The 25,885-nt window shown below is 64.9% G+C and carries 23 protein-coding genes; 10 read left to right on the top strand and 13 right to left on the bottom strand.

Annotation, left to right across the window (positions count from 1 at the left end; all coding sequences use genetic code 11):
* Window positions 1-2 precede the first annotated feature (2 nt).
* The 3 genes from I6F16_RS10935 to soxA are packed head-to-tail and all read left to right on the top strand — an operon-like array spanning window position 3 to window position 1,563.
* Window positions 3-470, top strand: coding sequence for a SoxY-related AACIE arm protein (locus I6F16_RS10935; RefSeq protein ID WP_225112691.1), 468 nt, complete (start codon window positions 3-5; stop codon window positions 468-470).
* Window positions 470-787 (top strand): thiosulfate oxidation carrier complex protein SoxZ, encoded by a 318-nt coding sequence (soxZ, locus tag I6F16_RS10930; protein WP_225112692.1) that lies wholly within the window; start codon window positions 470-472, stop codon window positions 785-787. Before I6F16_RS10935 ends, soxZ begins: the two co-directional genes overlap by 1 nt.
* Complete coding sequence (soxA, locus tag I6F16_RS10925; protein ID WP_225112693.1) at window positions 784-1,563, top strand: sulfur oxidation c-type cytochrome SoxA; 780 nt, start codon at window positions 784-786, stop codon at window positions 1,561-1,563. Before soxZ ends, soxA begins: the two co-directional genes overlap by 4 nt.
* 53 nt (window positions 1,564-1,616) lie before the next feature.
* Here soxA and I6F16_RS10920 read toward each other — a convergent pair whose 3' ends face one another.
* The 3 genes from I6F16_RS10920 to I6F16_RS10910 all read right to left on the bottom strand — a co-directional run bounded on the left by I6F16_RS10920 (window position 1,617) and on the right by I6F16_RS10910 (window position 5,273).
* Window positions 1,617-3,284: a regulator gene (locus I6F16_RS10920; protein WP_225112694.1), complete on the bottom strand. Its 1,668-nt coding sequence runs from the start codon at window positions 3,282-3,284 to the stop codon at window positions 1,617-1,619.
* 9 nt (window positions 3,285-3,293) lie between these two features.
* Entirely contained in the window at window positions 3,294-3,992 is a 699-nt protein-coding gene (locus I6F16_RS10915; protein WP_057026813.1) for an isochorismatase family cysteine hydrolase, read from the bottom strand.
* A 327-nt stretch (window positions 3,993-4,319) separates the two neighbouring features.
* Entirely contained in the window at window positions 4,320-5,273 is a 954-nt protein-coding gene (locus I6F16_RS10910; RefSeq protein ID WP_225112695.1) for a hypothetical protein, read from the bottom strand.
* Window positions 5,274-5,436: 163 nt separating this feature from the next.
* Here I6F16_RS10910 and I6F16_RS10905 point away from each other — a divergent pair, with 163 nt between their 5' ends.
* Window positions 5,437-8,913 carry an indolepyruvate ferredoxin oxidoreductase family protein gene (locus tag I6F16_RS10905; RefSeq protein WP_225112696.1) on the top strand — a complete coding sequence of 1,159 codons (3,477 nt, stop codon included), beginning with the start codon at window positions 5,437-5,439 and terminating at the stop codon, window positions 8,911-8,913.
* A 56-nt stretch (window positions 8,914-8,969) separates the two neighbouring features.
* Here the strand turns inward: I6F16_RS10905 and I6F16_RS10900 are convergent, their stop codons facing one another.
* The 3 genes from I6F16_RS10900 to I6F16_RS10890 form a co-directional block, all read right to left on the bottom strand.
* Window positions 8,970-9,989, bottom strand: a complete 1,020-nt coding sequence (locus tag I6F16_RS10900; protein ID WP_225112697.1) for a trypsin-like peptidase domain-containing protein — start codon at window positions 9,987-9,989, stop codon at window positions 8,970-8,972.
* A gap of 92 nt (window positions 9,990-10,081) precedes the next feature.
* Window positions 10,082-10,531, bottom strand: coding sequence for a gluconate 2-dehydrogenase subunit 3 family protein (locus tag I6F16_RS10895; RefSeq protein ID WP_225112698.1), 450 nt, complete (start codon window positions 10,529-10,531; stop codon window positions 10,082-10,084).
* Window positions 10,532-10,538: 7 nt separating this feature from the next.
* The gene (locus I6F16_RS10890; RefSeq protein WP_225112699.1) at window positions 10,539-12,137 is read right to left on the bottom strand and encodes a GMC family oxidoreductase; all 1,599 of its coding nucleotides are present in this window, start codon (window positions 12,135-12,137) and stop codon (window positions 10,539-10,541) included.
* A 202-nt stretch (window positions 12,138-12,339) separates the two neighbouring features.
* On the opposite strand from I6F16_RS10890, the gene I6F16_RS10885 reads away from it, so the two are divergent.
* A complete protein-coding gene (locus I6F16_RS10885) occupies window positions 12,340-13,128 on the top strand; it encodes a thermonuclease family protein (protein ID WP_036004291.1) in 789 nt (262 codons plus the stop codon).
* Between the two features lie 221 nt (window positions 13,129-13,349).
* On the opposite strand, the gene cyoD is transcribed toward I6F16_RS10885, so the two are convergent.
* From cyoD to I6F16_RS10865, 4 genes are read right to left on the bottom strand one after another with little or no spacing between them, the layout of a single operon-like run.
* Complete coding sequence (cyoD, locus tag I6F16_RS10880; RefSeq protein WP_036026014.1) at window positions 13,350-13,736, bottom strand: cytochrome o ubiquinol oxidase subunit IV; 387 nt, start codon at window positions 13,734-13,736, stop codon at window positions 13,350-13,352.
* On the bottom strand, window positions 13,733-14,374 hold the full coding sequence (locus I6F16_RS10875) for a cytochrome (ubi)quinol oxidase subunit III (protein ID WP_036037890.1): 642 nt from the start codon (window positions 14,372-14,374) through the stop codon (window positions 13,733-13,735). The genes cyoD and I6F16_RS10875 overlap by 4 nt, the downstream gene beginning before the upstream one ends.
* Window positions 14,374-16,374, bottom strand: coding sequence for a cytochrome o ubiquinol oxidase subunit I (gene cyoB, locus I6F16_RS10870; protein ID WP_225173730.1), 2,001 nt, complete (start codon window positions 16,372-16,374; stop codon window positions 14,374-14,376). The genes I6F16_RS10875 and cyoB overlap by 1 nt, the downstream gene beginning before the upstream one ends.
* Window positions 16,364-17,197 carry a cytochrome ubiquinol oxidase subunit II gene (locus I6F16_RS10865; RefSeq protein ID WP_225173686.1) on the bottom strand — a complete coding sequence of 278 codons (834 nt, stop codon included), beginning with the start codon at window positions 17,195-17,197 and terminating at the stop codon, window positions 16,364-16,366. The genes cyoB and I6F16_RS10865 overlap by 11 nt, the downstream gene beginning before the upstream one ends.
* 243 nt (window positions 17,198-17,440) lie before the next feature.
* On the opposite strand from I6F16_RS10865, the gene I6F16_RS10860 reads away from it, so the two are divergent.
* Window positions 17,441-18,241 (top strand): SDR family NAD(P)-dependent oxidoreductase, encoded by an 801-nt coding sequence (locus I6F16_RS10860; protein ID WP_225173685.1) that lies wholly within the window; start codon window positions 17,441-17,443, stop codon window positions 18,239-18,241.
* Between the two features lie 152 nt (window positions 18,242-18,393).
* Here the strand turns inward: I6F16_RS10860 and I6F16_RS10855 are convergent, their stop codons facing one another.
* The gene (locus tag I6F16_RS10855) at window positions 18,394-19,734 is read right to left on the bottom strand and encodes a sorbosone dehydrogenase family protein (protein ID WP_225173729.1); all 1,341 of its coding nucleotides are present in this window, start codon (window positions 19,732-19,734) and stop codon (window positions 18,394-18,396) included.
* Window positions 19,735-19,970: 236 nt separating this feature from the next.
* On the opposite strand from I6F16_RS10855, the gene I6F16_RS10850 reads away from it, so the two are divergent.
* The 3 genes from I6F16_RS10850 to I6F16_RS10840 all read left to right on the top strand — a co-directional run bounded on the left by I6F16_RS10850 (window position 19,971) and on the right by I6F16_RS10840 (window position 22,514).
* The gene (locus I6F16_RS10850; protein WP_225173728.1) at window positions 19,971-21,161 is read left to right on the top strand and encodes a urate hydroxylase PuuD; all 1,191 of its coding nucleotides are present in this window, start codon (window positions 19,971-19,973) and stop codon (window positions 21,159-21,161) included.
* 143 nt (window positions 21,162-21,304) lie between these two features.
* Entirely contained in the window at window positions 21,305-22,162 is an 858-nt protein-coding gene (locus tag I6F16_RS10845) for a VOC family protein (RefSeq protein ID WP_225173684.1), read from the top strand.
* A 76-nt stretch (window positions 22,163-22,238) separates the two neighbouring features.
* Complete coding sequence (locus tag I6F16_RS10840; RefSeq protein ID WP_036004252.1) at window positions 22,239-22,514, top strand: hypothetical protein; 276 nt, start codon at window positions 22,239-22,241, stop codon at window positions 22,512-22,514.
* Here I6F16_RS10840 and I6F16_RS10835 read toward each other — a convergent pair.
* Window positions 22,511-23,542: a L,D-transpeptidase family protein gene (locus I6F16_RS10835; RefSeq protein ID WP_225173727.1), complete on the bottom strand. Its 1,032-nt coding sequence runs from the start codon at window positions 23,540-23,542 to the stop codon at window positions 22,511-22,513. The genes I6F16_RS10840 and I6F16_RS10835 overlap by 4 nt on opposite strands.
* A 183-nt stretch (window positions 23,543-23,725) precedes the next feature.
* On the opposite strand from I6F16_RS10835, the gene I6F16_RS10830 reads away from it, so the two are divergent.
* The gene (locus tag I6F16_RS10830; protein WP_225173683.1) at window positions 23,726-24,688 is read left to right on the top strand and encodes a lytic transglycosylase domain-containing protein; all 963 of its coding nucleotides are present in this window, start codon (window positions 23,726-23,728) and stop codon (window positions 24,686-24,688) included.
* 43 nt (window positions 24,689-24,731) lie between these two features.
* Here I6F16_RS10830 and I6F16_RS10825 read toward each other — a convergent pair whose 3' ends face one another.
* Window positions 24,732-25,793 carry a DUF1236 domain-containing protein gene (locus I6F16_RS10825; protein WP_225173682.1) on the bottom strand — a complete coding sequence of 354 codons (1,062 nt, stop codon included), beginning with the start codon at window positions 25,791-25,793 and terminating at the stop codon, window positions 24,732-24,734.
* Window positions 25,794-25,885: the final 92 nt, after the last annotated feature.

Below are 25,885 nucleotides of genomic sequence, written 5' to 3'. Positions count from 1 at the left end.
TCATGCCAACCACGCGACGACAATTCTTGAACCTCGCCGGATGCGTGACAGTCGCCGGCACGGTCCCGATCGTGACGCTGCGGCCGCTTCAAGCGACGCCGGCGATGCTCAACGCTGCGATCCGTAACCTCGTCGGCGAAGCCCAGCTTCGCAACGGCAGGATCAGGCTCGACATTCCGCCGCTGGTCGAGAACGGCAATACGGTGCCGATGACGGTCAGCGTTGCAAGCCCGATGACGGCGGACGACCACGTCAAGAGCATCCACGTCTTCAACGAGAAGAACCCGCAGCCGAACATCGGCAATTTCTATCTTGGTCCTTCCTCCGGCCGCGCCCAGGTCTCGACCCGGATCCGGCTCGCCGACACCCAGAAGGTGGTCGCGATCGCGCGCCTGTCCGACGACACGTTCTGGCAGGTTGCCGCCGATGTCGTCGTGACGCTGGCGGCCTGCACCGAGGAGATGAACTGATGGCCGCCCTCATCAACGTTCCCTCGAAAGCCAAACGCGGCGAGATCATCGAGATCCGCACGCTGACCTCGCACATCATGGAAACGGGATTCCGCCACACCGCGAACGGCAAGCTCGTGCCGCGCGACATCATCACGAGCTTCATCTGCCGCTACAACGGGGCCGATGTCTTTCGCGCCGACCTGTTTCCGGCGATCGCGGCGAACCCATATTTATCGTTCTTCACGGTGGCCAAGGAGAGCGGCAAGTTCGAGTTCGAGTGGATCGGCGACAACGGCTATTCGTCCACCGCATCGGCATCGATCACGGTCGAATGATTGTTTGGCGCGCGATAGCGGCGGCGATATTCCTCGTCACAGGCCCAAGCCTGCTCGCCGCAGAGATCCCGCCCGATGCGCGCCGCTCCGGCTATGCCTTCATGGGGCCGGACTCCCGGGCGATGCAGGACGACGACACCGCCAATCCCGGCATGCTGTTCGTGCTCGACGGCGAGCAGCTGTGGAAGAAGAAGACCGGCAGCGCCGACAGGGCATGCGCCGATTGTCATGGCGATGCGCGCACCAGCATGAAGGGCGTCGCGGCGCGTTATCCTGCCTTCGACAAGGCCCTCGGCCGTCCCGTCACGCTCGACCAGCGCATCAATCTCTGCCGGGCCAATCATCAGCAGGCGACGCCGCTACCTTACGAGACCCGCGACCTGCTCGCATTGTCCGCCTTCGTCGCCCACCAGTCGCGTGGCAATCCGATCACGGCCGGCGACGATCCGCAACTCAAGCCGTTTGTCGACCAGGGCCGCGACCTCTTCATGCAGCGCGAAGGCCAGCTCAACCTTGCCTGCACCAACTGCCATGACGACAATTTCGACAAGCGCCTCGCGGGCGCTCCGATCACGCAAGGACAGCCGACCGGCTATCCGCTGTATCGACTGGAATGGCAGACGCTGGGCTCGCTGGAGCGACGGCTGCGCAGCTGCATGAGCGGTGTCCGCGCCCAGGCCTATGATTACGGCTCGCCCGAGCTGGTCGCGCTCGAGCTCTATCTGATGTCGCGCGCGCGCGGCCTGCCGATGGAAACGCCGGCGGTGCGGCCCTGAAACAGCAACGGCCGGACCATCCGCCCGGCCGTTCCGCAACAATGAAGCCGGGCCTACTCCGCCGGTGCGGCCGACATCTCCGGATGCGCGGCATAGTGTTCGCTGGCGCCGAGCTTGCTGGCCGCGAACAGGCCGGCGGCCATCACGGCGTAGGCCAGCGCGACCGTGGGGGTCACGCCAAAGCCGCCGCCGATGCCGACGGCCTCGCCATGCATGAAGCCGAAATAGGTCAGGATCGCCCCGACCAGCGCAAAGGCGGAGGCCTTCTCGAAATCGCGCTCGATGATGAAGACACCGATAGCGCCGAGGATGAGGCCGCCGAGGATGGAGCCGCCGCCCATGACTTCGAGGCCGTGATAGAACACGCCCTGCTGCGGCAGCGCCGCCACCGCTGCGGTCTTGACCGCGTCGGCCTTGTCGGCCGCCATCCCGCCGACGGTTGCTGCCGCAGTCATGATCGAGGCCAGCATCGTATCGATCTGGAGCTTGGCCCAGGCGGCAAGGTGCGGGGTCAGTGCCAGCACGATCGCAGGCGCGTGCTTGACCGGCGTGGTCTGGAACGCCTGCGCGCCGATCAGCATGCCGATGTAGAGCAGGATCGGAGAGATCGCGACCACGGGCACCAGCGCCAGCAGCACCGAGATGATGCCGAACCAGGACAGCACCACCACCATGATGCCGGTCGCAGCCGAATAGCCGATTCGGCCGCCCATCGCCTTCCAGCCGGGATGGCCGATATAGACCGCGTTGATGAAAGGATTGCCCATCAGGCAGCCGATCAGGCTGACGACGCCGTCGGCGGTGAGCACGCGCGTGGTCGGATAGTCGTCGCCGGCCGCTTCCGCGCTCTCGACATTGTCCATGGCCTCGACGAGGTCGTAGATGCCGAACGGAATGGCGGTGACCAGGATGATGCCGAGGAATTCAAAGCCGGAGAAGACGTAGCCAAGCGCCGGGATCGGCACCGAGAAGCCGAAGTTCGCAAAGGCCGCACCGACGCCCGCGATGCTCAGGCCGCCGAGGCCGAGCCCGAACAGGTTCGAGCCCCAGGCGATGATCATGCCGGCCGCGATTGCGACGAGGCCCGCGGGAATGCCGCGCCAATACTTCACGCCGCCGAACCAGCTCACCAGGATGATGGCGAAGCAGACGAGACCGATCTGCGGCGTCATGTACATCTCTAACGCTGGCCGCATCGAGATGAAGGTGACGGAGACCCCTGCGAGCGTGCCGAGCAGCGCCGCGCGCGGCGTGATCTTGCGGATGAACGGCGCGATGAAGCCGCCGATCATCAGGATGAAGCTCTGGAAGAATACCCAGACGAGGCCCGCCGACCACCCCTTGAGCGGATCGCCGGTCTTGAGCGTGATCGGCAGCATGATCACGAAGGTCACGATGAACATGTGCGGCACGCTGACGCCCGACGGCAGCGCGCAGACGTCGTTGCGGCCGGTCTTCTGGGCCAGGCGATAGGCGAGATAGGCGTAATAGAAGGTGGAGAGACACATCATCAGCCCGAGCGCGGGCAGGATGCGGCCGAACACGAGGCTATCGGGCATCTTCAGCACGAAGCGCAACAGGCCCGTGAGCACCAGCATGTTGACGAGGATGTTGGTGCCGAAGCCGAACAACGCGTTCCAGTCGCCCGATGTCCATAGCGCCGGCTTGAAGTCGGACTTGTTCAGATCAGAACTGCCCGCCGCCCCCGTCAATGTCCTCATGATATACCCCTATGTGGTCGAAACCTTCATTGCCTCCAGAACTGCGGCTGAATCCGCGACCCAACCGAAGATGCCGCCCTGGGCCTTGATCATCTTCAGGCCCATCTCGTGAAACTCGGGGAAGTAGGACGCGCAGCCGTCGGCGATGACGACGCAGCGATAGCCGCGGTCGTTGGCCTCGCGCACCGTGGTGTTGACGCACACTTCCGTGGTGACGCCGCACACCAGCAAATTCTCGATGCCGTATTTCTCCAAGACCTCGCCGAGCTCGGTCGCGTAGAACGCCCCCTTGCCGGGCTTGTCGATGACGATTTCGCTGTCGAGCGGATAGAGCTCGGGAATGATGTCGTGGCCGGCCTCGCCGCGAATGAGGATGCGGCCCATCGGACCGGGATCGCCGATGCGAAGGCTCGGCGCGCCGCGCTCGACCTTGGCCGGCGGCGCATCGGAGAGATCGGGCAGATGCCCCTCCCGCGTGTGGATGACCAGCATGCCGGTGTCGCGCGCGGCCGTCAGCACCGCGCCGATCGGCTTCACCGCGCGCGCGAGCTGGCTGACGTCGTTGCCCAGCGTCTCGCCGAAGCCGCCGGGCTCCATGAAGTCGCGCTGCATGTCGATGATGAGGAGCGCGGTGGCGGGCCAGTCGAGCGCGATCGGCTCGGGCTCGGCGCTGACGACGCCCTTGGTCGGCTTGGCTGAGTTCAACATGACGGCCCCGCGAGAACTCTCCTGGCCGGGAGTTCTGCAAGCGCCGTGCCATTGTGTACAATTGCGGTTGAGCGCGGGTAGCGAGGGAATTTGTCGTCTGGTCAGAAGGTTACGCCGGCGATCGGCGTCTGCTTATTCCCTGTGCGACGGCTTCGCGCCGTGCATCTGCTTAAAGGATGAGCGGCCTCCGCTCGTCATTCCGGGGCGACGCGAAGCGTCGAGCCCGGAATCCATCGGGCGGCAGTGCGCGAGGTGAGATGGATTCTCTGATGCGCAATTGCGCATCATAGCTCGCGCTGCGCGCGCCCCGGAATGACGGGAGTGGGACTACCGCCCCGCCCCATACAACTGCCGATGCTCTTCCTCATACGGGGCGTAAGACTCCTTCAGCGTCGCCATGTTCAGCAGCATGGCCGCCACCATCGTGCCCGCCTTGTCAAACACGCGCGTCTTGACCCAGGCGCTTTCGGTGCGGCGGCTGCCGGACAGCGCGACCACTTCGCGCTCGACCTCATACTCCTCGCCCTCGAAGAGCGGGCCCTTCAGCAGGCGGATCTCCTGGTCGGCGAACAGGCCGACGGCCGGGCCCTTGGCCGGCAGCGGATCGTCCTTGGAGCGGTACTGGAACAGCACGCTCAGCATCTCCATCGGGATGATGGGCTTGCCCCACGGATTGTCCGCGCCCGAATAGTACGGCGAGCTCTCAGTGATAACGGCGAGCTTCTGCCTCAGCGAGAACGGATAGAGGTCGCCCATGTTCTGGTCGAACGCCATGCGCACCGACTGCCGCTTGCCGGTTTGCGCCACCTTCACATCGCGCAAGATCACGGGATCCGTGAGCGGCTTGAGCTCGCCGAGGCGCGCCTCGAGCGCCGTCGCAACCGGCGAATCGCCGATGGATGCCGTGCCGCGCAGCACCTCGGTGCCGTCGCGCTTGACCATCTGGATCTGGCACTGGCGGGTGCCGGGCAATGGCTTCGCCAGGATCGCCTGCACCTCTTCGCCCTCGTAGCAGACGCTGCGGTAATGTGCTGAAAGGCAGCCTATCTCGAACCAAGCCTGCCCCCACAGCCGCTCGCCGAGCGGAGCGAACTGGCTGAAATGCGTCGGGCCCTCGATCGTGCCGCCCTTGAAGCCGAGCTTCTGCGCGGTGGCGTCGTCATGGATCGAGGCGTGCGCGTCATAGGTCTGCGCCTGCAGCATCTGGCGTGGCTGACGCCACGGCCCGATCAGGGCCTCGGCCGTCTCCGTCATCTCGGTGTCGAATGCGTTTGCAGTCATGGCGCTCTCCGCGTGCAAGCCATGACTAGCAGGAGCGCCACGGATGCGGCCAGCGATATTGACTTCGCTGGCCCATCCTTTTGACTGTCACAATTCGCATCGCGCAGCCGCGATTCCTCCCGCAGCGCAAACTTTCCGCCGAACGAAAGACGAGGACTCCCGAATGACGCTGTTGCAGGTCGAGCTGGACGACAAATACCGGCTCGAATCGAAGCGGATCTTCCTGTCCGGCACACAGGCCCTGGTCCGCCTGCCCATGTTGCAGCGCGAACGCGACCGGCTTCAGGGCCTCAACACCGGCGGCTTCATCTCGGGCTATCGCGGTTCCCCGCTCGGCATGTACGACCACGCGTTGTGGCGGGCGAAGTCGCACCTTCAGCAGCACGACATCGCTTTCGTCCCTGGTTTGAACGAGGACCTCGCCGCAACTGCGGTCTGGGGCAGCCAACAGGTCGGCCTGTTTCCCGGAGCCAAGGTCGATGGCGTGTTCGGAATCTGGTACGGCAAGGGCCCGGGCGTCGACCGCTCGGTCGATGCGCTCAAGCACGCCAATGCCGCCGGCACGTCGCGCAACGGCGGCGTGCTGGCGCTCGCTGGCGACGACCACGGCTGCCAGTCCTCGACGCTGGCGCATCAGAGCGAGCAGGTGTTCGCGGCGGCGCTGATTCCCGTGATCAATCCTGCCACGCTCCAGGACTATCTCGACCTCGGCCTCTACGGTTTTGCACTGTCGCGCTTCTCGGGCTGCTGGGTCGGCTTCAAGGCGATCAGCGAGACCGTGGAGAGCTCCGCGTCGATCTATAGCGACCCTGACCGCATCCAGATCGTGGTGCCCGACGATTTCGAGATGCCGCCCGGCGGCCTTAACATCCGCTGGCCCGATCCGCCGCTCGAGGCTGAGAAGCGCCTGTTCGGCCCCAAGATGGCCGCGGTGCAGGCCTTCGCCCGCGCCAACCAGCTCGACCGCATGGTGCTAGATTCCAAGCCTGCGCGGCTCGGCATCGTCGCGACTGGAAAAGCCTATCTCGACCTGCGCCAGGCGCTCGTTGATCTCGGTATCACCGACAAGGACGCGCAGGACCTGGGCCTTCGCATATACAAGGTTGCCTTGACCTGGCCGCTGGAGGAAAGCGGCGCGAAACGTTTCGCTGAAGGTCTTCAGGACGTGCTGGTGGTCGAGGAGAAGCGCGGCTTCATCGAAGACCAGCTGATGCGGATCCTCTACAACGTCGATGCCTCAAAGCGCCCGACCGTCACCGGCAAGCGCGATGAGCGCGGCGCACCGCTGTTGCCGAGCGAGGGCGAGCTGACGCCGACCATCGTCGCTGGCGCGCTGGTGGCGCGCTTGCGCAAGCTCGGCCATCACAGTCCCGTGCTGGAGCAGCGCCTCGCCAGGCTCGAGGCCTTCGACAACCCGGTGACGACCAGCACGCCGATCAAGCTCGCGCGCACGCCGTTCTTCTGCTCGGGCTGCCCGCACAACACCTCGACGCGGGTGCCCGAGGGCAGCCGCGCCATGGCCGGCATCGGCTGCCACGGCATGGCGCTGAGCATGCCGACCCGCCGCACGGATCTGATCTCGCATATGGGCGCCGAGGGCGTGAACTGGATCGGCCAGTCGCCCTTCACGAACGAGAATCACATCTTCCAGAATCTCGGCGACGGCACCTACACGCATTCCGGCCTGCTCGCCCTTCGTGCGGCTTCGGCCGCCGGCATCAACATCACCTACAAGATCCTCTACAACGACGCCGTGGCGATGACCGGCGGCCAGCCCGCCGAAGGCGCCTTCAACGTCGCGCAGATCGCCCATCAAGTCTGGGCCGAAGGCGTCAAGCGGCTTGCGATCGTCTCCGACGATCCCACAAAGTATCCGCAAGGCGGATACTTCCCGCAAGGCGCGACCATCCACCACCGCCGCGAGCTCGATGCCGTGCAGCGCGAGCTGCGCGATATCAAGGGCCTAACGGTCATCATCTACGACCAGACCTGCGCCGCCGAGAAGCGCCGCCGCCGTAAGCGCGGGCTCTATCCCGATCCCGCCAAGCGCGCCTTCATCAACGAGCTCGTTTGCGAAGGTTGCGGCGATTGCTCGCAGGCCTCGAACTGCGTCTCGGTGCAGCCGCTGGAGACCGAATTCGGCCGCAAGCGCCAGATCGACCAGTCGAACTGCAACAAGGACTTTTCCTGCGTCGAGGGCTTTTGCCCGAGCTTCGTCACCGTCCATGGCGGCTCGCTGAAGCGGATGAAGACCTCGGCTGTGGATTCCGGCCAGCTGTTCGCGGATCTGCCGCTGCCGCCGGCGCGTGAGCTGGACGGGCCCTACAACATCCTCGTCACCGGCATCGGCGGCACCGGCGTCATCACCATCGGAGCCCTGCTCGGCATGGCTGCCCATGTCGACGGCCGCGGCTGCTCGGCGCTCGACTTCACCGGCCTGTCGCAGAAGAACGGCGCGGTGATGAGCCATGTCCGCATCGCACGGACGCCGGAAGACATCTCCGCGGTTCGCATCACCACGGGCGGCGCCGACGTCATCCTCGGCTGCGACATGATCGTCTCCGCGGGCCCGACGGCGCTGAGCCGCGCCGAGCGCGGCGTGACCAAGGCCTACATCAACGCCGATCTGCAGCCGACCGCGAGCTTCGTGCAAAACCCCGATCTCGATTTCGAGATGGGCGCAATGCAGACCGTGCTCCGCGACGCTATCGGCGACAACAACCTCGACATCATCGACGCGACAGGCATTGCCGCGGCACTGATGGGCGATTCCATCGCCACCAATCCCTTCATGCTCGGCTTTGCGTTCCAGAAGGGCGCGATCCCGCTGTCGCTGGAGGCCCTGCTCCGCGCCATCGAGATCAACGGCGCTGCGATCGAGATGAACAAGCTCGCCTTCACCTGGGGCCGGCTCGCTGCCCACGACATGTCGCGCGTGCGCAGCGTGCTCCAGTTCAAGGCAAGAGCGTCCGCGCCTGCGAAATCGCTCGACGATATCATCGCGACGCGCGCCGAATTCCTGACCTTCTATCAGGACAAGGCCTATGCCGACCGCTACCTCGCAGCCGTCGCCAAGGTGCGCAAGGCGGAGAGCACGGCTTCGGCGGGGTCAACCGAGCTCACCGAAGCGATCGCAAAGAACCTGTTCAAGCTGATGTCCTACAAGGACGAATATGAAGTCGCCCGGCTCTACACCGACGGCAGCTTCGCCAAGAAAGTCTCGGAGAAGTTCGACGGCGACTTCACGCTGAAGTATCACCTCGCACCGCCGATCTTCGCCAAGCGCGACAAGGCAACCGGACATCTGCAGAAGCAGGAGTTCGGCAGCTGGATGACCCACGCCTTCCGCGTGCTCGCCAGGCTGAAATTCCTGCGCGGCACCGCGTTCGATCCGTTCGGCCGCACCGAGGAGCGCCGGACCGAGCGCAAGCTAATCGCGCATTACCTGGCGATGATCGATCAGCGGATCACAGGGCTGAAGGCGGAGCAGATCCCGCTGCTGGCGCGGCTTGCGCGCGTGCCGGAGACCATCCGCGGCTTCGGCCACGTCAAGGAGGCCAACATCAGGCTGGCGGCGGCCGAGACGGCGCGGCTGGAAGCGGAGCTGGAGAACAGCCGCTTTGCCGCCGCGGCGGAGTAGAGGCTAGGCGCCAGCCTCTCTCCGCGTCAGGCACATACACGCTGTCATCGCCCGGTTCAGCGCGCCGGCTTGCGCTCGATCGGGTCGATATCGATCGCCCGGAGGCGGCCGAGGCGCAGCACGTCCATGGCGAGCCGGCGGCCGATCCGGTCGCGGTCGAGCACGCGGATCAGATCGTCGACGCCGTTGATCTCGACGCCGTCGAGCCTGATCACGACGTCACCGGGCAACAGGCCTGCCTTCGCCGCTGGTCCATCCGGCTCGATCTGCATCAGAAGCGCGCCCATCTTGTTCTCGACGCCGGCCAGCACCGCATGTCGCCGCGGGACCGGCGCGGTCTGCCCGGCGACACCGATATAGGCGCGGCGGACATAGCCGTGGCGGATGATCTCCGACAGCACGAATTGCGCGGTGTTGCTGGCCACCGCAAAACAGATTCCTTGCGCGCCATTGATGATCGCGGTGTTGATGCCGATCACCTCGGCATGCGACGACACCAGCGGCCCGCCGGAATTGCCGGGATTGAGCGCGGCATCGGTCTGGATCACGTCCTCGATGGTGCGCCCGCTCACCGAGCGGATCGAGCGGCCGAGCGCGGAGACCACGCCGGCCGTCACGGTCGATTCGAAGCCGAGCGGATTGCCGATCGCGATCACGAGCTGGCCGCGCCGCAGGCTCTTGGAATTGCCGAGCGCGGCATAGGGCAAGTGCCGCACGCCATTGGCACGCAGCAGCGCCAGATCCGTGTCGGGATCGGCGCCGAGCACCTGGGCGTCGCCGACATGGCCTTCGACGTCGCGCAGCCGGATCTCCTTCGACGTGCCGACGACATGGCTGTTGGTGAGCACGAGCCCATCCGGCGAGATCACGATGCCAGAGCCGAGCCCGCCGCGCTCGCGACCGTTCGGCACCTTGGGGCCGGTCTCGACGCGCACGACCGCAGGGCCGACGCGATCGGTGACGTCGATCACAGCATTGGAATAGGCGTCCAGCAGCGCCCGGTCATCGGCCGGGCCAGGCGCCGTCGTCCGCGATGACGGTGCGTCATCGGCGATATCTGAGGTGAAGTCCAACATGGCAAGAGTCCTCGAAGGCTCACACAGATGGTGGCCTGCTCCCGGAGGCGCAAGTGGCCCGCCTGGAGCGCAGGGCCGGACTGCCCAGATGGCTAGGGCGGGCGCCTCAGCGAGCCACCTCTCGCCTTGACCGGATCGAGCAGCGACCAGTCCCCCTCTGGGAGCACATGGCCCTTGGGGAATGGCGCGCGCAGCTCGAGCCCCAGCGAGCCCAGCACGCGGTCGTCGCGGTAATAGCATTGCAGCACGACACGGACGAGCGTTGCGGCGGCGACGCCGCCGCTCTTCCGAAACTCATGCACCACCGCATCGCGTCTGGCGGCATCGAGCTCGGCAAGCGGGCCCCCGGCGAGCCGCGCCAGGTGATCCAGCGCCGCCGCCATCAATTTGGTATCGCGACCGAGCGTTGCCAGCATGTCGGCCTGGATCGCGGGATCGTCGGCGCCCGGCACCTTGTACTCGTCGCTGGCCGGAATGATCATCGCGGCGATAGCGCGGAGATCGTCGCGTTGCCTGCGTGTCAGTTGGTTGTCTGCGGACATCACAGCCTCAATCGAACAAATTGGCGAGGCGCTGCTTCATCTGGTCGGCGATGTAGAGCGCGAGGGCCTGGATGGTGGAGGTCGGGTTCACGCCGCCCGAGGTGACGAAGATGCTGCCGTCGACAATGAAGAGGTTCTTCACATCGTGCGAGCGGCCCCATTCGTTGACGACGGAACGCTCGGGGTCGGTGCCCATGCGCGCGGTGCCGAGCAGGTGCCAGCCGCCCCAGGGGATCGGCGAGTTGACGCAGATGTCGCTCGCGCCGGCCGTCTCGAGAAACTCGCGGCCGCGCGCCAGCGCGTGCTCCATCATCTTCCGGCTGTTCTCGCTGATGGTGTAGTCGACCTTCGGCGCGGGAATGCCGTGACTGTCCTTCAGCACCGGATCGAGCGTGACACGATTGTGCTCCTCCGGCAAATCCTCGCAGATTGCGGAGAAACCAAGCCGGTGGCCGTTCAGCTTGCGGAACACGCGGTGGTGATCCTCGCCCCACGGCAAGATGCCCTTCTGCTCGCTGACTACGGCCTCGAACACCGGCCCGGCCCCGCGCACGAACTGCACGCCATAGCCGCGCACGAAGCCGCGCGACAGGTCGGTGTCGTACCATTGCTTGCTCCACAGACAGGTCGGCGGCGCGCGGTTAGAGTCGGTCGGCTCCTTCACATAGCCGTAGATCTGCGCATAGGGATGGAACATCAGGTTCTTGCCGACGAGGCCCGACGAATTGGCGAGCCCGTTGGGGAAGCGGCCCGATGCCGAGTTGAGCAGCAGCCGCGGCGTGCCGACGCCGTTGCAGGCGATGACGACGACATGCGCGGGCTGAAACTGCTCGATGCCGTCCTTGTCGTAATAGACCACGCCCGAGGCCATGCCGTTCTCGTCGGTGGTGATCTCGCGCACCCGGCAATGCGTGCGCAGCTCGACGCCGGCGCGGATCGCATGCGGCCAATAGGTGATGTCGGTGGAGGATTTTGCGCCTTGCGCGCAGGCCGGCGTGCAATGGCCGAGATTAATGCAGCGCGCCCGGCCCTCGTAGTCCATCGTCGCGACCGTGGTGTCCGACGGCCACCAGTGCCAGCCGAGCTTGTTCATGGCCTTGGCGATGATGGCGCCGGACAGGCCCATCGGCTGCTGCGGCATCGGCGGATGCGTCAGCGGCGACAGCGGATCGCCTGACAGGCCCGACGTGCCCATCATGCGGTCGTTCTCTTCGAAGAACGGAGTCAATGCCTCGTAGTCGATCGGCCAGTCGTCGGCGACGCCGTCGAGCGTCTTCACCTTGAAATCGGAGGGATGCAGCCGCGGCCAGTGCGCGGTGTACATCACCGTCGAGCCGCCGACCGCGTTGTAGTTCACGACCTTGATCGGAGAGTTGTCGTCGTTGATCGGGTAGTCCTCGGGCCGGCCGCGCACGTTCGGGCTCGACGACCATTCGCCGTAGAACTTGGCCTCCCAGTCGCGGCCCGTGCTGGGATATTCCGCCGGGTTCATCCAGCCGCCCTGCTCCAGGCAGAGGATGTGCATCTTGGTCTCGGCCAGCGACCACGCCACCGCCGCGCCCGAAGCGCCGGCGCCGATGATCAGGACATCCACGGGGTCTTTCATCGCAACCTTGTCCTCCCCCTCGCCGCTTACCGGGCGATTCGGCCTTGCGCGGTCAGCGAGGCCGGCGAAACGATACGGGCAGAGCGCCGGCGGAGTAAAGCGGCGGGGCCGGAATGTCGCACTTCGCGAGGCGCAGACCATTGGTCTCGCCACATCCGGATGCTAGGAACGGGGCGCACGAGCCATCGATAAGCGAGACCGTATGTCCTTCCAGAAATTCGTTGCCGCCACCCGCGCTTTTGCGCTCGTTTCGTTTCTCGCCTGGTCCGGATTTCTGGCCTCGTCCGGACCAGTTTCCGCGCTGACCGGCGCCGCGACGGCCCGTGACGGCAACTCGGTCCAGCTCGGCGACGTCACCTACCGGCTCGACGGCGTCGACGCGCCGGAGCTCGACCAGGTCTGTATAGACAATAAAGCCGATGCCTGGACCTGCGGCATCGAGGCCCGCGACCAGCTCGCGAAGCTCATCAACAAACGAACGGTGCGCTGCGACGATGTCGGACCCGAGAAGAGCTTTGGCAAGCGGCACCGCGCCATCTGCACGGCCGAAGGCGACAAGGCCAGCCTGAACGAGCAGCTGATCAAGCTCGGCTTTGCCCTCGCACGCGAGCCGATGAAGGCCAACGTCAAGCCGGCAGCCACCGAGGCCAAGACGACGGCGGCGGGGATCTGGAAGGGCTGTTTTGTTGCACCGCAAGATTTCCGCAGCGGCAAGAAGGACGGCGCGCTGCTGGGCACCGCCTGCCGCCCGGACCGCGACAAGGAAATCCGCGCCGTGCTGTTTCCGGAGGAGCTGACCATGCCCCCCAATTGCAGCATCAAGGGGAAGCTCGCGGTGCGCGCCCGCGTCACCGGCAATATCGGCATCTACCATCTGCGCGGATGTCCGAGCTATCCCGCGACCACGACACCGGATCGCTGGTTCTGCTCGGAGGACGACGCCCAGGCGGCCGGCTTCCGCAAGGCCTACAATTGCCGCCGGCCAAGGTGAGCAAGCTCCCTCACGCACCCGTGAGTGGTAATCCGAGACCGTATTGATCCGGAATTGAACTTCATCGGCGGTTGCTGCATTTGTATGCCGACGCAAGCGCCCTTGCGCGAGCGTTTCCTTGGCAGCAATCCGGCTCCGGCCGATTGTCTTTGCTTGGGCGTTTCCTCCCTAGACTTGGGCCGCTTGTCACAAGCAAGCGGCTCTTTCTTTTTGCGCGGCTGTCACTGCATCCGCATGATCTGGTCCATCGGCGGCATGTTGGCGTTGAGATTCGCCATGATCCAGACCGTGCCGCCGACCACCAGGAACACCACCAGCAGCCCGAAGGCGAGCGCCAGCACGTTGTTGGTGTTGTCGGGGCCGGTAGTGATGTGCAGGAAGAACACCAGATGCACGCCCATCTGTGCGATCGCGAGCACGATCAGCGCGACGGGAATCGAGGGCTGCCAGACCAGGTCCGTGCCGGCGATGAAGAACGACGTCGCCGTGAGCAGCAGCGCGAGCACGAGCCCGACGACGTAACCGAGGATCCTTGCGCCGACGCTATGCTCTTCTTCCTCGCCCGGCGCGAGGTCGCGTTTGACCATCCCATGCGTCTGCTCACTCATGGCGCGCTCCCGAGCAGGTAAACGACGGAGAACACTGCGACCCAGACGATGTCGAGCGCGTGCCAGAACAGCGCAAAGCACGTCATCCGGCGCAAGATGTCTGCGCGAAAGCCCTTGGCGAACACCTGGGCCATCATGGTGAGAAGCCACAGCACGCCGGCGGAGACGTGAAGGCCATGGCAGCCGACCAGCGAGAAGAACGCGGTCAGGAACGCACTGCGTGACGGGCCATAGCCGCGCGCGATGAGGTCGGCAAATTCGCGAAACTCGAGAACGAGGAATATCAGCCCGAGCACGCAGGTCACGGTCATGCTAAGATAAAACCAGAACCGGTTGCGCACGTCGGCGGCGATGCTGGCCATGCCGCAGGTGAAGCTCGACAACAGCAGGCAGACCGTCTCGATCGCCACGTTCCTCTGCTCGAAGATCTCCGCGCCCTTGGGGCCGCCGGCGGTCTGGCCTGACAGCACCGCATAGGCCGCGAAGAAGCAGGAGAACATCACGATGTCGGAAAGCAGGAAGATCCAGAAGCCGTAGGCGGTCACGATCCGCTTCGGCGCGGGGCCGGGATGCTCGATGACGAGGCCGATATGATGGGGATCGGCGTGCGCGTGGCTTGCGGTCGCGGTCATCGCCATCAGACTGCTCCCGCCATGCTGACGAGGTTGCGCCGTTCCTCGATGTTGCTGCGGTCGATGCGGGCGACCTCCTCGGCCGGGATGACGTATTCGTCATGGTCGCGCCAGGCGAACACGACGAAGGTCGCCCAAGCGCCCAAGCCGCCCAGGATCACCATCCACCAGATGTGCCAGATCAGCGCGAATCCCATGATGGTGGCGAAGAAGGCACAGACGAATCCGGTCGGGGAATTCCGGGGCATCTCGATATCCTGATAATCCGGCGTCTTATGCGCGAGCGATTGCTGCCTCGCGCGCGCCTTCATATCCCAATAGGCGTCCTCGCCGCGCACATCGGGATTGAAGGCGAAGTTGAACACCGGCGGCGGCGACGAGGTTGCCCATTCCAGCGAGCGCCCGTCCCAGGGATCGCCGGTGCGGTCGCGCAACGCCTCGCGATTGCGGATGCTGACGACGAGCTGCACGATCTGACAGATCACCCCGATCGTCAGCACCGCCACGCCGACCGCCGCAACGATCATCCAGGGCCGCCAGGCCGCGACGTCGTAGTGCTGCATGCGCCGGGTCATGCCGAGCATGCCGGCAATGTAGAGCGGCATGAAGGTTATGAAGAAACCGATGAAGGTGAACCAGAACGCGGCCTTGCCCCAGCGTTCGTCGAGACGGAAGCCGAACGCCTTCGGGAACCAGTACTCGAAGCCGGCAAAAACGCCGAACAGCACGCCGCCGATGATCACGTTGTGGAAGTGCGCCACCAGGAACATGCTGTTGTGGAGCATGAAGTCGGCCGGCGGCACCGCGAGCAGCACGCCGGTCAGTCCGCCGATGAGGAACGTCACCATGAAGCCGACCGACCACAACATTGGTGTCGCAAAACGGATGCGGCCGCCATACATCGTGAACAGCCAATTGTAGATCTTCACGCCGGTCGGTATCGCAATGATCATGCTGGCGATGCCGAAGATGGCATTGACGTTGGGACCTGCGCCCATCGTGAAGAAGTGGTGCAGCCAGACCATGAAGGAGACGACACAGATCGCCATGGTCGCGAGCACCATGGAGCGGTAGCCGAATAGCGCCTTGCCGGAGAATGTCGAGACCACCTCGGAGAAGATGCCGAAGGCGGGCAGCACCAGGATGTAGACCTCGGGATGGCCCCAGGCCCAGATCAGGTTCATGAACATCATGACGTTGCCGCCGGCCTCGTTGGTGAAGAAGTGGAAACCGAGATAGCGGTCGAGCAGCAGCATCGCCAGCGTCGCGGTAAGGATCGGGAACGCCGCGACGATGAGGAGGTTCGAGGCCAGCGTGGTCCAGCAGAACATCGGCATGCGCAGGTAGTTCATGCCCTTGGTGCGCAGCTTCAGCACGGTGGTGACGAGATTGATGCCGGCCACCAGCGTGCCGACGCCGGAGATCTGCAGCGACCAGGCGTAATAGTCGACGCCGACGCCGGGCGAATAGGACAGTTCCGACAGCGGCGGAAAGGCGAGCCAGCCGGTGCGCGCGAATTCGCCGACCACGAGCGAGATATTGACCAAGAGCGCACCCGTCGCCGTCAGCCAGAAGCCGACCGAATTGAGCGTCGGGAAGGCGACGTCGCGCACGCCGAGCTGGAGCGGTACGATGAGGTTCATCAGCCCGATCACGAACGGCATCGCCACGAAGAAGATCATGATGGTGCCGTGCGCGGAGAAGATCTGGTTGTAGTGCTCCGGCGGCAGATAGCCCTGCGACTGATACGCCACAGCCTGCTGGATCCGCATCATGATGGCGTCGCTGCCGCCGCGCAGCAGCATGACCGAGGCGAGCAGGATGTACATGACACCGATGCGCTTGTGGTCGACGCTGGTGATCCATTCGCGCCAGAGATAGGGCAGATGTCCCTTCACCACGACCCAGCCCAGCACGCCGAGGATCGCGACCAGCACCACCGCGCCGGCCACGAGCGGAATCGGCTGGTCGAGCGGGATGGCCGACCAATCGAGCTTACCGAGCATCATGGCCTCCACTGTGCGACCGGCCTGCTTCGGACGCGAGGGCCGGCCCGGGCCCCGGCGGAATATGCTGGGTCGCGATCAAATCGAACAGGCGCGGATCGTCGAGGCGGTAGACCGGCCTGCCCTTCTCAATGCCCTGCTGCATCAGCTTCTTGTAGCTGTCCTCGTTCAGCACCGCGTCCGTCTTAGCCGTGTTCGCCACCCAGTCCGGGAAGGCGAGCGGCGAGATCACGTTGACGTCGAACATCATGTCCGGGAAACCGTCGCCGGAGAAATGCGCGGACAGGCCCTGAAGCTTGCCTTCGTTGTCGGCGCGCAGGTTCAGCTTCGTCACCATGCCGTTCATGGTGTAGATCATGCTGCCGAGCTGCGGGATGAAGAACGTGTTCATCACGCTCGATGACGTCAGCTGGAAATTCAGCTCGGCGCCGGCCGGCACCATCAGCGTGTTGACGGTGGCGATGCGCTGGTCCGGATAGATGAACAGCCATTTCCAGTCGAGCGAGACCGCCTGGATCCGCACTGGGCTGCCGGTGCCCGGAACGGGCGCGGCGGGATCGAGCTGGTGCGAGCCGATCCAGGCGACGCCGCCGAGCAGGATCACGGTGAGCGCCGGAATAGACCACACCACCATCTCGACGCGGCCGGAATAGACGAACTCCGGCTGGTAGCGCGCCCTCGGATTCGAGGCGCGAAACCAGAACGCGAAAGCCAGAATCGCGAAAATGGTCGGCACCACGATCACGAGCATGATGAAGACCGAATCGACCAAAATAGTTCTATTGGCCGCAGCCACGGGCCCTTGCGGATCGAGCAGATTCATCGGCAAGCCACTGGTGGTTGGGAAGCCCCGAGACTGAGCCTAGCGCGGGAAAGGCTCCGCGACAAACGCTGCGAGGCCGGAACGGTTCCTGGACCGCAACGGCCAGCCATGCGCGATGGACCGGCTGCCACATGCAATTCCGTGCGATGTCAATGACATGAACGCGGAAAGCGCGCTCTTCTCTCCCAGGAGCGCGATTGCTAGTCTGCACGAAAATAATGACAAGGACGGGAGTGAACCGAGATGCGCTTGAAGGACAAGGTCGCGATCGTCGTCGGAGCCGGGCAAAGCCCCGGCGAAGGCATGGGCAACGGCCGCGCTACCGCGCTCACCTTCGCGCGCGAGGGCGCCAAGGTCTTGTGTGTCGACCACCATCTGGAATCGGCGCAGGAGACGGTGGCGATGATCGCCGCGAAAGGCGGCACGGCGGCGGCCTTCAAGGCGGACGTGACCAAAGCTGCGGACATCAAGGCGATGGTTGCGGACGCGCAATCGCGCTGGGAACGTATCGACGTGCTGCACAACAATGTCGGCGTCAGCCTCGCCGGTGGCGATGCCGAGCTGCTGCAAATAACCGAGGAGGCGTTCGATCGCGTCGTCGCCATCAATCTGAAGAGCTGCATCCTCGCAGCGAAGGAAGTGATCCCGATCATGCGCGCGCAGAGAAGCGGCGCCATCATCAACATCTCGTCGATGGCCGCGATCACCACCTATCCTTACGTCGCCTACAAGGCGACGAAGTCGGCGATGATCGCCTTCACCGAACAGCTCGCCTACCAGAACGCCGAATACGGCATCCGCGCCAACGTCATTCTGCCCGGCCTGATGAACACGCCGATGGCCGTCGACACCCGCGCCCGCGAATGGCACAAGACCCGCGCCGAGGTCGAAGCCGAACGCGACAGCAAGGTGCCGCTGCGCAGAAAGATGGGTACGGGCTGGGACGTCGCCAACGCCGCGCTGTTCCTGGCGAGCGATGAGGCGAATTTCATCACCGGTGTGACGCTGCCGGTGGATGGTGGTGCGAGCGTGAGACGGGGATGAGCTGCTCTTCTTCTCCCCTTGTGGAGAAGGTGGCGCAAAGCGCCGGATGAGGGGTTCTCTCTACACCTGAGACTGCTCGTGACGATAGATACCCCTCACCCGGCTTCGCGTTCGCGAAGCCACCCTCTCCCACAAGGGGAGAGGGTGCAGCGTCACCGCGGCGCGCTTGTCACCCGCCAGATCGTGCCGTTGCCATCTTCCGAGATCAGCAGCGATCCATCCTTCGCCACCGCCACTCCCACCGGCCTGCCCCACACTTCCGTATCGTTCACGACGAACCCGGTGACGAAATCCTCGTACTCGCCGGTCGGCTTGCCGTCCTTCATGCGGATGCGGATCACCTTGTAGCCGGTGCGTTTCGACCTATTCCAGGAGCCGTGCTGGGCGGCGAAGGCGTCGCCCTGGTATTCGGGCGGAAACTGCGCGCCCTGGTAGAAGGTCATGCCGAGTGAGGCCGAGTGCGGCTGGATCAGCACATCGGGCACCGTCACCTTGTCCTTGAGATCCGGCCGCGCGCCGGCATGGCGCGGGTCTTCATTGCCACCGATATAGAACCATGGCCAGCCGTAGAACGCGCCTTCCTTCACGCTCGTGACGTAATCGGGCACGAGGTCGTCGCCGAGACCGTCGCGCTCATTGGTCGAGCACCAGGGCAGACCGGTCTGCGGCTGGATCGCGAGGCCGACGCAGTTGCGGATACCGGTGGCATGGATCTTTCGCTCCCTGCCGTCAGGGTTGAAGGCCAGCACCGCGCCGCGCTCGAGCTCGCTGGCCCATGTGGCGCCGAGCGGCTGCGTCTTCGCCCACGCCTCCATCCCGCCGGGCGGCGTGCCCATGCCTTCGGCGACGTTGCTGAGCGAACCCACCGACACCAGCATACGCTTGTTGTCGGGCGTGAAGACGATATCGCGGGTGGAATGGCCCCCATCCGGCAGGCTTGCGACAACCGTCTCCGCTTTGCCGCGCGCCTTGAGATCGCCGGCCTTGTAGGGAAAGCGAACGACGCTGTCGGTGTTGGCGACATAGACCCATTGCGGATTGTCGCCGTTCGGAAAGAAAGCGATGCCGAACGGCTGCCGCAGGCCGCTGGCGAAGATCTCGTTGGTCGCGACTTTGCCGCCCTCGCCCGCGCGCAGCACCCGAACGGTGCCGGCGCGTGTTTCCGCGACGAACACATCGCCATTCGGCGCCGCGCGGATGATGCGCGGCGCACGCAGGCCTTCGGCGAACAGCTCGATCTTGAAGCCGGCCGGCACCTGGAGCTGGGCTTCCGGCGGACGCGGCACCACGCGCGACGAGCTCGCAACCGATCGCGTGGCGCCGGGCCTGACCAGATCCTGCGGCCGGATCAGCCTGACCGTGCCGGGCTTGTCGGCGCGCCAATCGCCATAGGCGTCCTTGCCCTGCAACACGGGCTCGGCGTGTGCGCCGGCCGCCGCAGCAGCAGCCAGCAGCGCTGCGAGCATCGCCACGAACGTTATCCTGTCGCTCAATTCGTCGTCCTCCGCCTTGGGCGTGTCGTGCGTCAACGCCGATCACCCGCAAAAGGTCTCTCGGCGAGTTTGGCGCCTGCCGAATCCCACGTCAGTTCATGCCCGCACGATGTGCATCAGCCGCAGTCCATCATACTGGAAAATGCGGTTGAACGGTGCGACACATTGTGAGGGCGGCGATCGCCGGTTACGGTCATGGAGGCTGCGGCATCCAGGTCGCGCCGGATGAGGAGATCATGTGGGGATCCGTCATATCGGAATGGGCGAGCCTGCTGCTGCGCTGGCTGCACGTGGTGGCCGCGATCGCCTGGATCGGCAGTTCCTTCTATTTCATCGCCCTCGACCTCAGCCTGAAGCTGAAGGCCGACCTGCCGGGCGGCGTGCAGGGCGAGGCCTGGCAGGTCCATGGCGGCGGCTTCTACCGGATCATGAAATACCTGGTCGCGCCCAGCCAGATGCCGGACGAGCTGACCTGGTTCAAATGGGAGGCCTACACCACCTGGCTGTCCGGCTTCGCGCTGATGGTGGTGGTGTATTATCTCGAGGCCGACCTGTTCCTGGTCGACAAGTCGATCCTCGACCTCACATCATTCCAGGCCGGACTGTTCAGCTTCTGCAGCCTGGCGCTGGCGTGGCTGCTCTATGAGGCCGCCTGCCGCACCGGGCTCGCCCAGCGCGAACTGCCTTTCGCCATCGGCGGCTATCTGTTCCTGGTCGCACTCACTTACGCCTTCACCCATGTGCTGAGCGGACGCGGTGCCTTCAACCAGATCGGCGCGATCATCGGCACCATCATGGTGGCCAATGTCTTCACGCTGATCATCCCGAACCAGAAGAAGATCGTAGCCAGCCTGATCGCCGGACAGGCGCCTGACCCCAAGCTCGGCAAAGCCAGCAAGGAACGCTCGGTCCACAACAATTACCTGACGCTTCCCGTCGTCGTGCTGATGATCAGCAACCACTATCCCCTGCTCTACGCCACGCGCTTCAACTGGATCATCGTCGCGATCGTCCTGGCGCTCGGGCCGGTGATCCGCCACTTCTTCAACGAGCGTCATGCCGGGCGCAAATCGCCCTGGTGGGTGTGGGGCGTCGCCGCGGCCGGCGTGATTGCGATCCTCCTCCTCTCCGCCGCCGGACCGCGCGAGGTGAAGACGGGCGCATTGTCGGCGCCGGTCACGGCCGCCAATGTCGAGGAGATCGTGATGTCCCGCTGCAGCATGTGCCACGCGGCCGAGCCGGTCTGGGCCGGCATCGTCACCGCGCCGAAGGGCATTGTGCTCGACACGCCCGAGCACATCCATCGCAACATCCGCCTGATCGGACGGGTCGCGGCCTGGTCGAATTCGATGCCGCCCGGCAACATCACCGAGATGACCGGCGAGGAGCGCGCCGTCCTCGCGGCTTACCTCGAGCAGGCGCGCTGAAGCGTGTCGGAGGATGCCTTGCGCGGAATGAAATTCCGCTTCTCTCGCGGAATTGAAAATGACTTGACGGCCCATCCGGCGTAGACATGGCCGGCAGCCGCCGGCGCGGCGCAAAATCAGCTTGCAATCGGGGAATAACAACAGTGGCCCTCAAGAACGTCATCGGTATCGACCACGCCGTCGTCATGGTGAAGGACCTCGACAAGGCTGCCGAGAATTATCGGCAACTCGGCTTCACGGTCTCGCCGCGCGGCACCCACAGCGCGCATATGGGCACCGGCAATTACACCATCATGTTCGACCCCGATTACATGGAGCTGCTCGGCGTGCTAGTGGCAACCGAGCACAACGCGCCGGCCCGCGCCTTCGTCGAGCGGCATGGCGAGGGCATCGAGCGCATCGCTTTCACCGCTGTCGATAGCGCCGCCGGCGCCGAGGAGATCCGTGCGCGAGGCCTGGAGCCGATCGGCCCGACCGATTTCGAACGCCCTGTCACGCTGCCAGATGGCACGATCTCGGCGGCTAAATTCCGCACCTTCATGTGGCCGACGGCTGAAGCGCCGGGCGGCGTGCGCATCTTCGCCTGCCAACACAAGACCCGCGAGACCGTGTGGATCCCCGAGCTGATGACCCACGCCAATGCGGCCAAGCGGATCAAGCAGACGCTGATCGCAACGCCAGAGCCCGCCAAGGAGGCCGCGCATCTCGCCCGCCTGATCGACCGCGAGGCGAAGACCGACGCGGACAGCGCCATCATCGTGCCCTCCGGCGGCGATCGCGCCGACTTCGTCTATTTGACGCTGGACCAGCTCGCCAAGCGCTATCCCGGCGTGTCGCTGAATGGCCTCTCAGAGCGCGGTGGCGCCGCGCTGGTGCTGGTCAGCGGCGACCTCGCGGCGACCGAGAAGGCGCTGGGGCCAGCCGCCGTGCGGAGCGCAGCTGCGATCTGCGTGCCGCCGGCCAAGGCCAACGGCACCCTGCTCGCCTTCATTGCCGGCTGATTTGAACCAATTCTTTAACGGGCGTTTACCCGGCGGCTGTAGACTTCCCGGCCATCAAGCCACCGGGGCCAAACGCATGTTCAAAGAGGGATCGCCGATCGCCTATGACGCGCCGGCCGAGCTGAAGAAATGGCCGTCGCTGAAGGGCGAGCGGCAGAAGGATCGCGGGCCGCCCTATCTCGTCTACAACGGCACGCTCGCCGAATGCGTCCGCGAGCTCATGGGCAAGCCGATCAAGGGCATCTCGCTCTACGACATCATGACGACGCCGCAGGCCGCCTTCGATCAAAACGTGCTGTCGCCCGGCGACGCCGCGGAGATCGCGATGCGCAAGGATTTTCCGAAGGACTAGTTCGCGGCACGCTTCGCAGCGGGCGTGCCCTGCCGCTTCGATGAGGATTCCGTCGGCGCATCGAGGAAGACGACGGGCATGCCGCGCTTCACGTTCTCGCCGAGCACACGCGCGTCCCAATTGGTGAGCCGAACGCAGCCGTGCGACGCCGACTTGCTGACCTTGTCGGGCTCTGCCGTTCCGTGGATGCCGTAGCCCTGCGCCGACAGGCCGATCCAGTATGCGCCCACCGGATTGTTCGGACCCGGCTTGATGTCGAACGGTCTCTTGGACTTGACGCTCTTGAACTTGTACTCGGGATTGTAGCGGTAGGTCGGCAGCTCGTGGCTGGCGGTGACCTTCAGCGTTCCCGTTGGCGTCGGGCGATCCGGACTGCCGACTGACGCCGGATAGAACGCCAGCAGAGCGCCGCTTGCGTCGAACGCTTTCAAGGTCCCGTTGGTCTTATCGACTTCGAGCCGGGCAATGCGCGGCAGCTCGCGCCGCGCCGGAACATTGGCAGCCACGATCGTCTCTCCGGCCTTGTCGAACGCCTTGCCCGGATTGAGCGCCTTGAGCAGATCCGCGCTCATGTGGAATTTCTCGGCAAGTCCTTCGAGCGGGCTGGTGTAGCTCAGCGCGTCCAGCGACTTCATGTCATCGAGCCTAGCCGGCAGCTTCTTTAAGAACGGTCCCTTCAGGTCGGCGTCGGTGATCTTGTAGTCGACGAGGATAGGACTTTCGCTCGATGCGGTCAGCTTGTCCCAGAGCTCCGGCGCTATGCTCTTGTCGAATGTCAGGCCGTTCTGCTCGGCAAAGGCCTTGAGCGCCTTCTGCGCGTTCTCGCCGAGCTTGCCGTCAATCTCGCCGGGCGAAAATTGCGCGCGATCGAGCAGCACCTGAAGCTTCACCACGGCTGCATTCAGCTTGTCGGTGGCCGGCGGCTTCGCAGGACGCGCAGCCTCGTTCACCGCAGCCCGATCGAGATTGCCTGCGAGCGCCGGGCCGGCGAGCCACAGCACAATCACCGCGCCAAGCATCCATCGCATCGTCATCGCGCATCCCACTCGCAAACAGCCCACGAAACCGCGGATGGTTTCGCTTCGGGAACACCGTAGTAACACCGAAGGAACCGACGAGATCGCAGCTTTGCCGCAATCGGACGGTTAAGAACTTCCTATCGCCGGCGCATCGCTGGCCATTCATCCCACAGTTCGAGGTTCTCCCAGCAAATGCGATTTGTCGTCGCGGCTTGCGCCGCGTTTCTGCTTCTGATGTGCGATCTCGATCCGTCGCCATCCCGCCAAGCATCACGTTTCGACACCACTGTTCTCAAGAACAATCATGCCTCGTCACTTGTTCCGGTGGTCGAGCTCTTCGTCGCCAGCGTGCAGGCGATCGAGCTTGCCAACGCGCACGCGGCTTACGAGCAGGTGATCGAGCCACCGCGCGCGGTCGAGCCGGTGGTGCAGGCGGAGCCCTCGCCAACCGAACGATTTTGTCACGCGCTGCGCGAGGCCGCCGAATCTAGCGGCATTCCGGTGCCGTTCTTCGCGCGCCTGATCTGGCAGGAGAGCCGCTTCAAGTCCAACGAGGTCAGCCATGCTGGCGCGCAGGGCGTCGCGCAGTTCATGCCGGGGACGGCCGCCGAGGTCGGGCTCGACGATCCCTTCGATCCGATGAAGGCGCTGCCGGCGTCGGCAAAATTCCTGCGCAAGCTGCGCGACGATTTCGGCAATCTCGGCCTTGCTGCCGCGGCCTACAATGCCGGTCCCGGCCGTATCCAGAAATGGCTTGCCAGGCAGAGCGAGCTGCCGCGTGAGACGCGCGACTATGTCCGGATCATCACCGGCACCAAGGCCGAAGACTGGACCGAACGGTCGGAGGCACTCGCGATCCGCATCGACCTGCCGCGCGAAGCGCCATGCGAAGGCATCGGCAGTCTTTCGAAGGCCAAGGACGTCGCCTGGGTTCCGGTGAACCTGACGCCTTCGGTTGCGAACATCATTCGCAAGGCGGAGCAAGTCGCGGCGCGCGTGACGACGAAGGGCGCCCGCAAGCGGCTCGCCACACTGTTGCGGAAGAATGTCACGGCTCCCGGCAAAGCCCGCAGCATGATCGCGGCACGCGCGGCCGGAAAGAGCGCGAAGGCTCGCGCCGTTCGTCTCGCATCGCGCGAACGGACGTCAGGCTAACGATCGGAGCCGCTCGCTTGCGGCGGCTCCGACCTAAATCGACCTAGTCGATCTCCTCGATCACCCGCCGCTCGCGCGGCTCGATGACATAGGTCCGGGTGTCGCGGTGGATGTAGCGATATTCACGCAAGCCCGGCGCATCGCGGTAGACCGTGGTCGGGAACTCCTCGACCTCGACGCTCTCGGGAAGACGGTCACCGACGCGGATCTCACTGCGCGCTGTGCTGCCGGTGGTCCGCACTTCCTTGCGCCCCTCGGTACGGGTTTTCGCATGCTTGCGGATCACCTCGCGATCGCGATCCGAGAACTTGCTGGCGCTGCGCTCGCGCGTGGTCGTTGTCGCCGTGGACTGGCCTGAGTATGGCAGCACCGTCACGATCTTGTAGGTCGCCGGATCGACCACGACGATCTGATCTTTCACCAGCGCAAAGCTGTAGCCGCGATATTGCGGCACGATCTCGACGACGTCGGGCGGCAGCGTCGAGAGGTGCACGTCGCGCGGCACCACCGTGCCGACGTTCAGCGCGAAATTGACGTTGGTCAGCGGCCGCACGTTGAGGTGCGAGATCGACGCGCTGATCTTGGTCTCCTGCTGCTTGTTGAGGTTGACGTCGGCCTGGGCGGCCGCCTGGTTGCTCGTCGGCGCAGTCGGTGCCTGCTGGGCCTGGTTGGTTCCAGATGCGGCCGGTGCCTGCTGGGCTTGATTGCTGGCCGGCGGCGGATTGGACCGGTCCTGTGCCTGGTTGGTGTTCGCAGCTGGCGGATTGGCGCTCTGCTGCGTTGCAGGCTGGTTGCCGGTTGCATTGGAATTTGTCGCACCGCTCTGCGACTGCGCAGTCGAGCCCGTATTGGCGGTGCCGGAGCCGGACGATGGTGGGTTGGCCTGCGTGGTCTGGGCCGGCGTTCCCGACGACGGGGATTGCTGCGGTTGCGATGTGGTCTGCTGCTTGTCGGTCGCGCTCGACTGCGAGCTCGTGGATGGCGCGGTCGAGTTCGACTGGGACTGCGGCGTCTGCTGAGACGGCGGATTCGTGCTGGGCGATTGCGCATACGCGGCGCTCGCCAGCACCACCCCCAATGCGGTGGTTGCCAACAGGCGGATCATGGTTCACTCCCTTTCATCAAATGAACATTGGCTACTAACCTGCGCTAGGACGCGCAGTTCCACTTTTTCCCGAGGGAAGGCCGCGGCTCTTT

The organism is Bradyrhizobium sp. IC4060 (genome assembly GCF_020193715.1).
Taxonomy (GTDB): Bacteria; Pseudomonadota; Alphaproteobacteria; order Rhizobiales; family Xanthobacteraceae; genus Bradyrhizobium; species Bradyrhizobium yuanmingense.
This window is presented reverse-complemented; position numbering and strand designations above follow the sequence as displayed.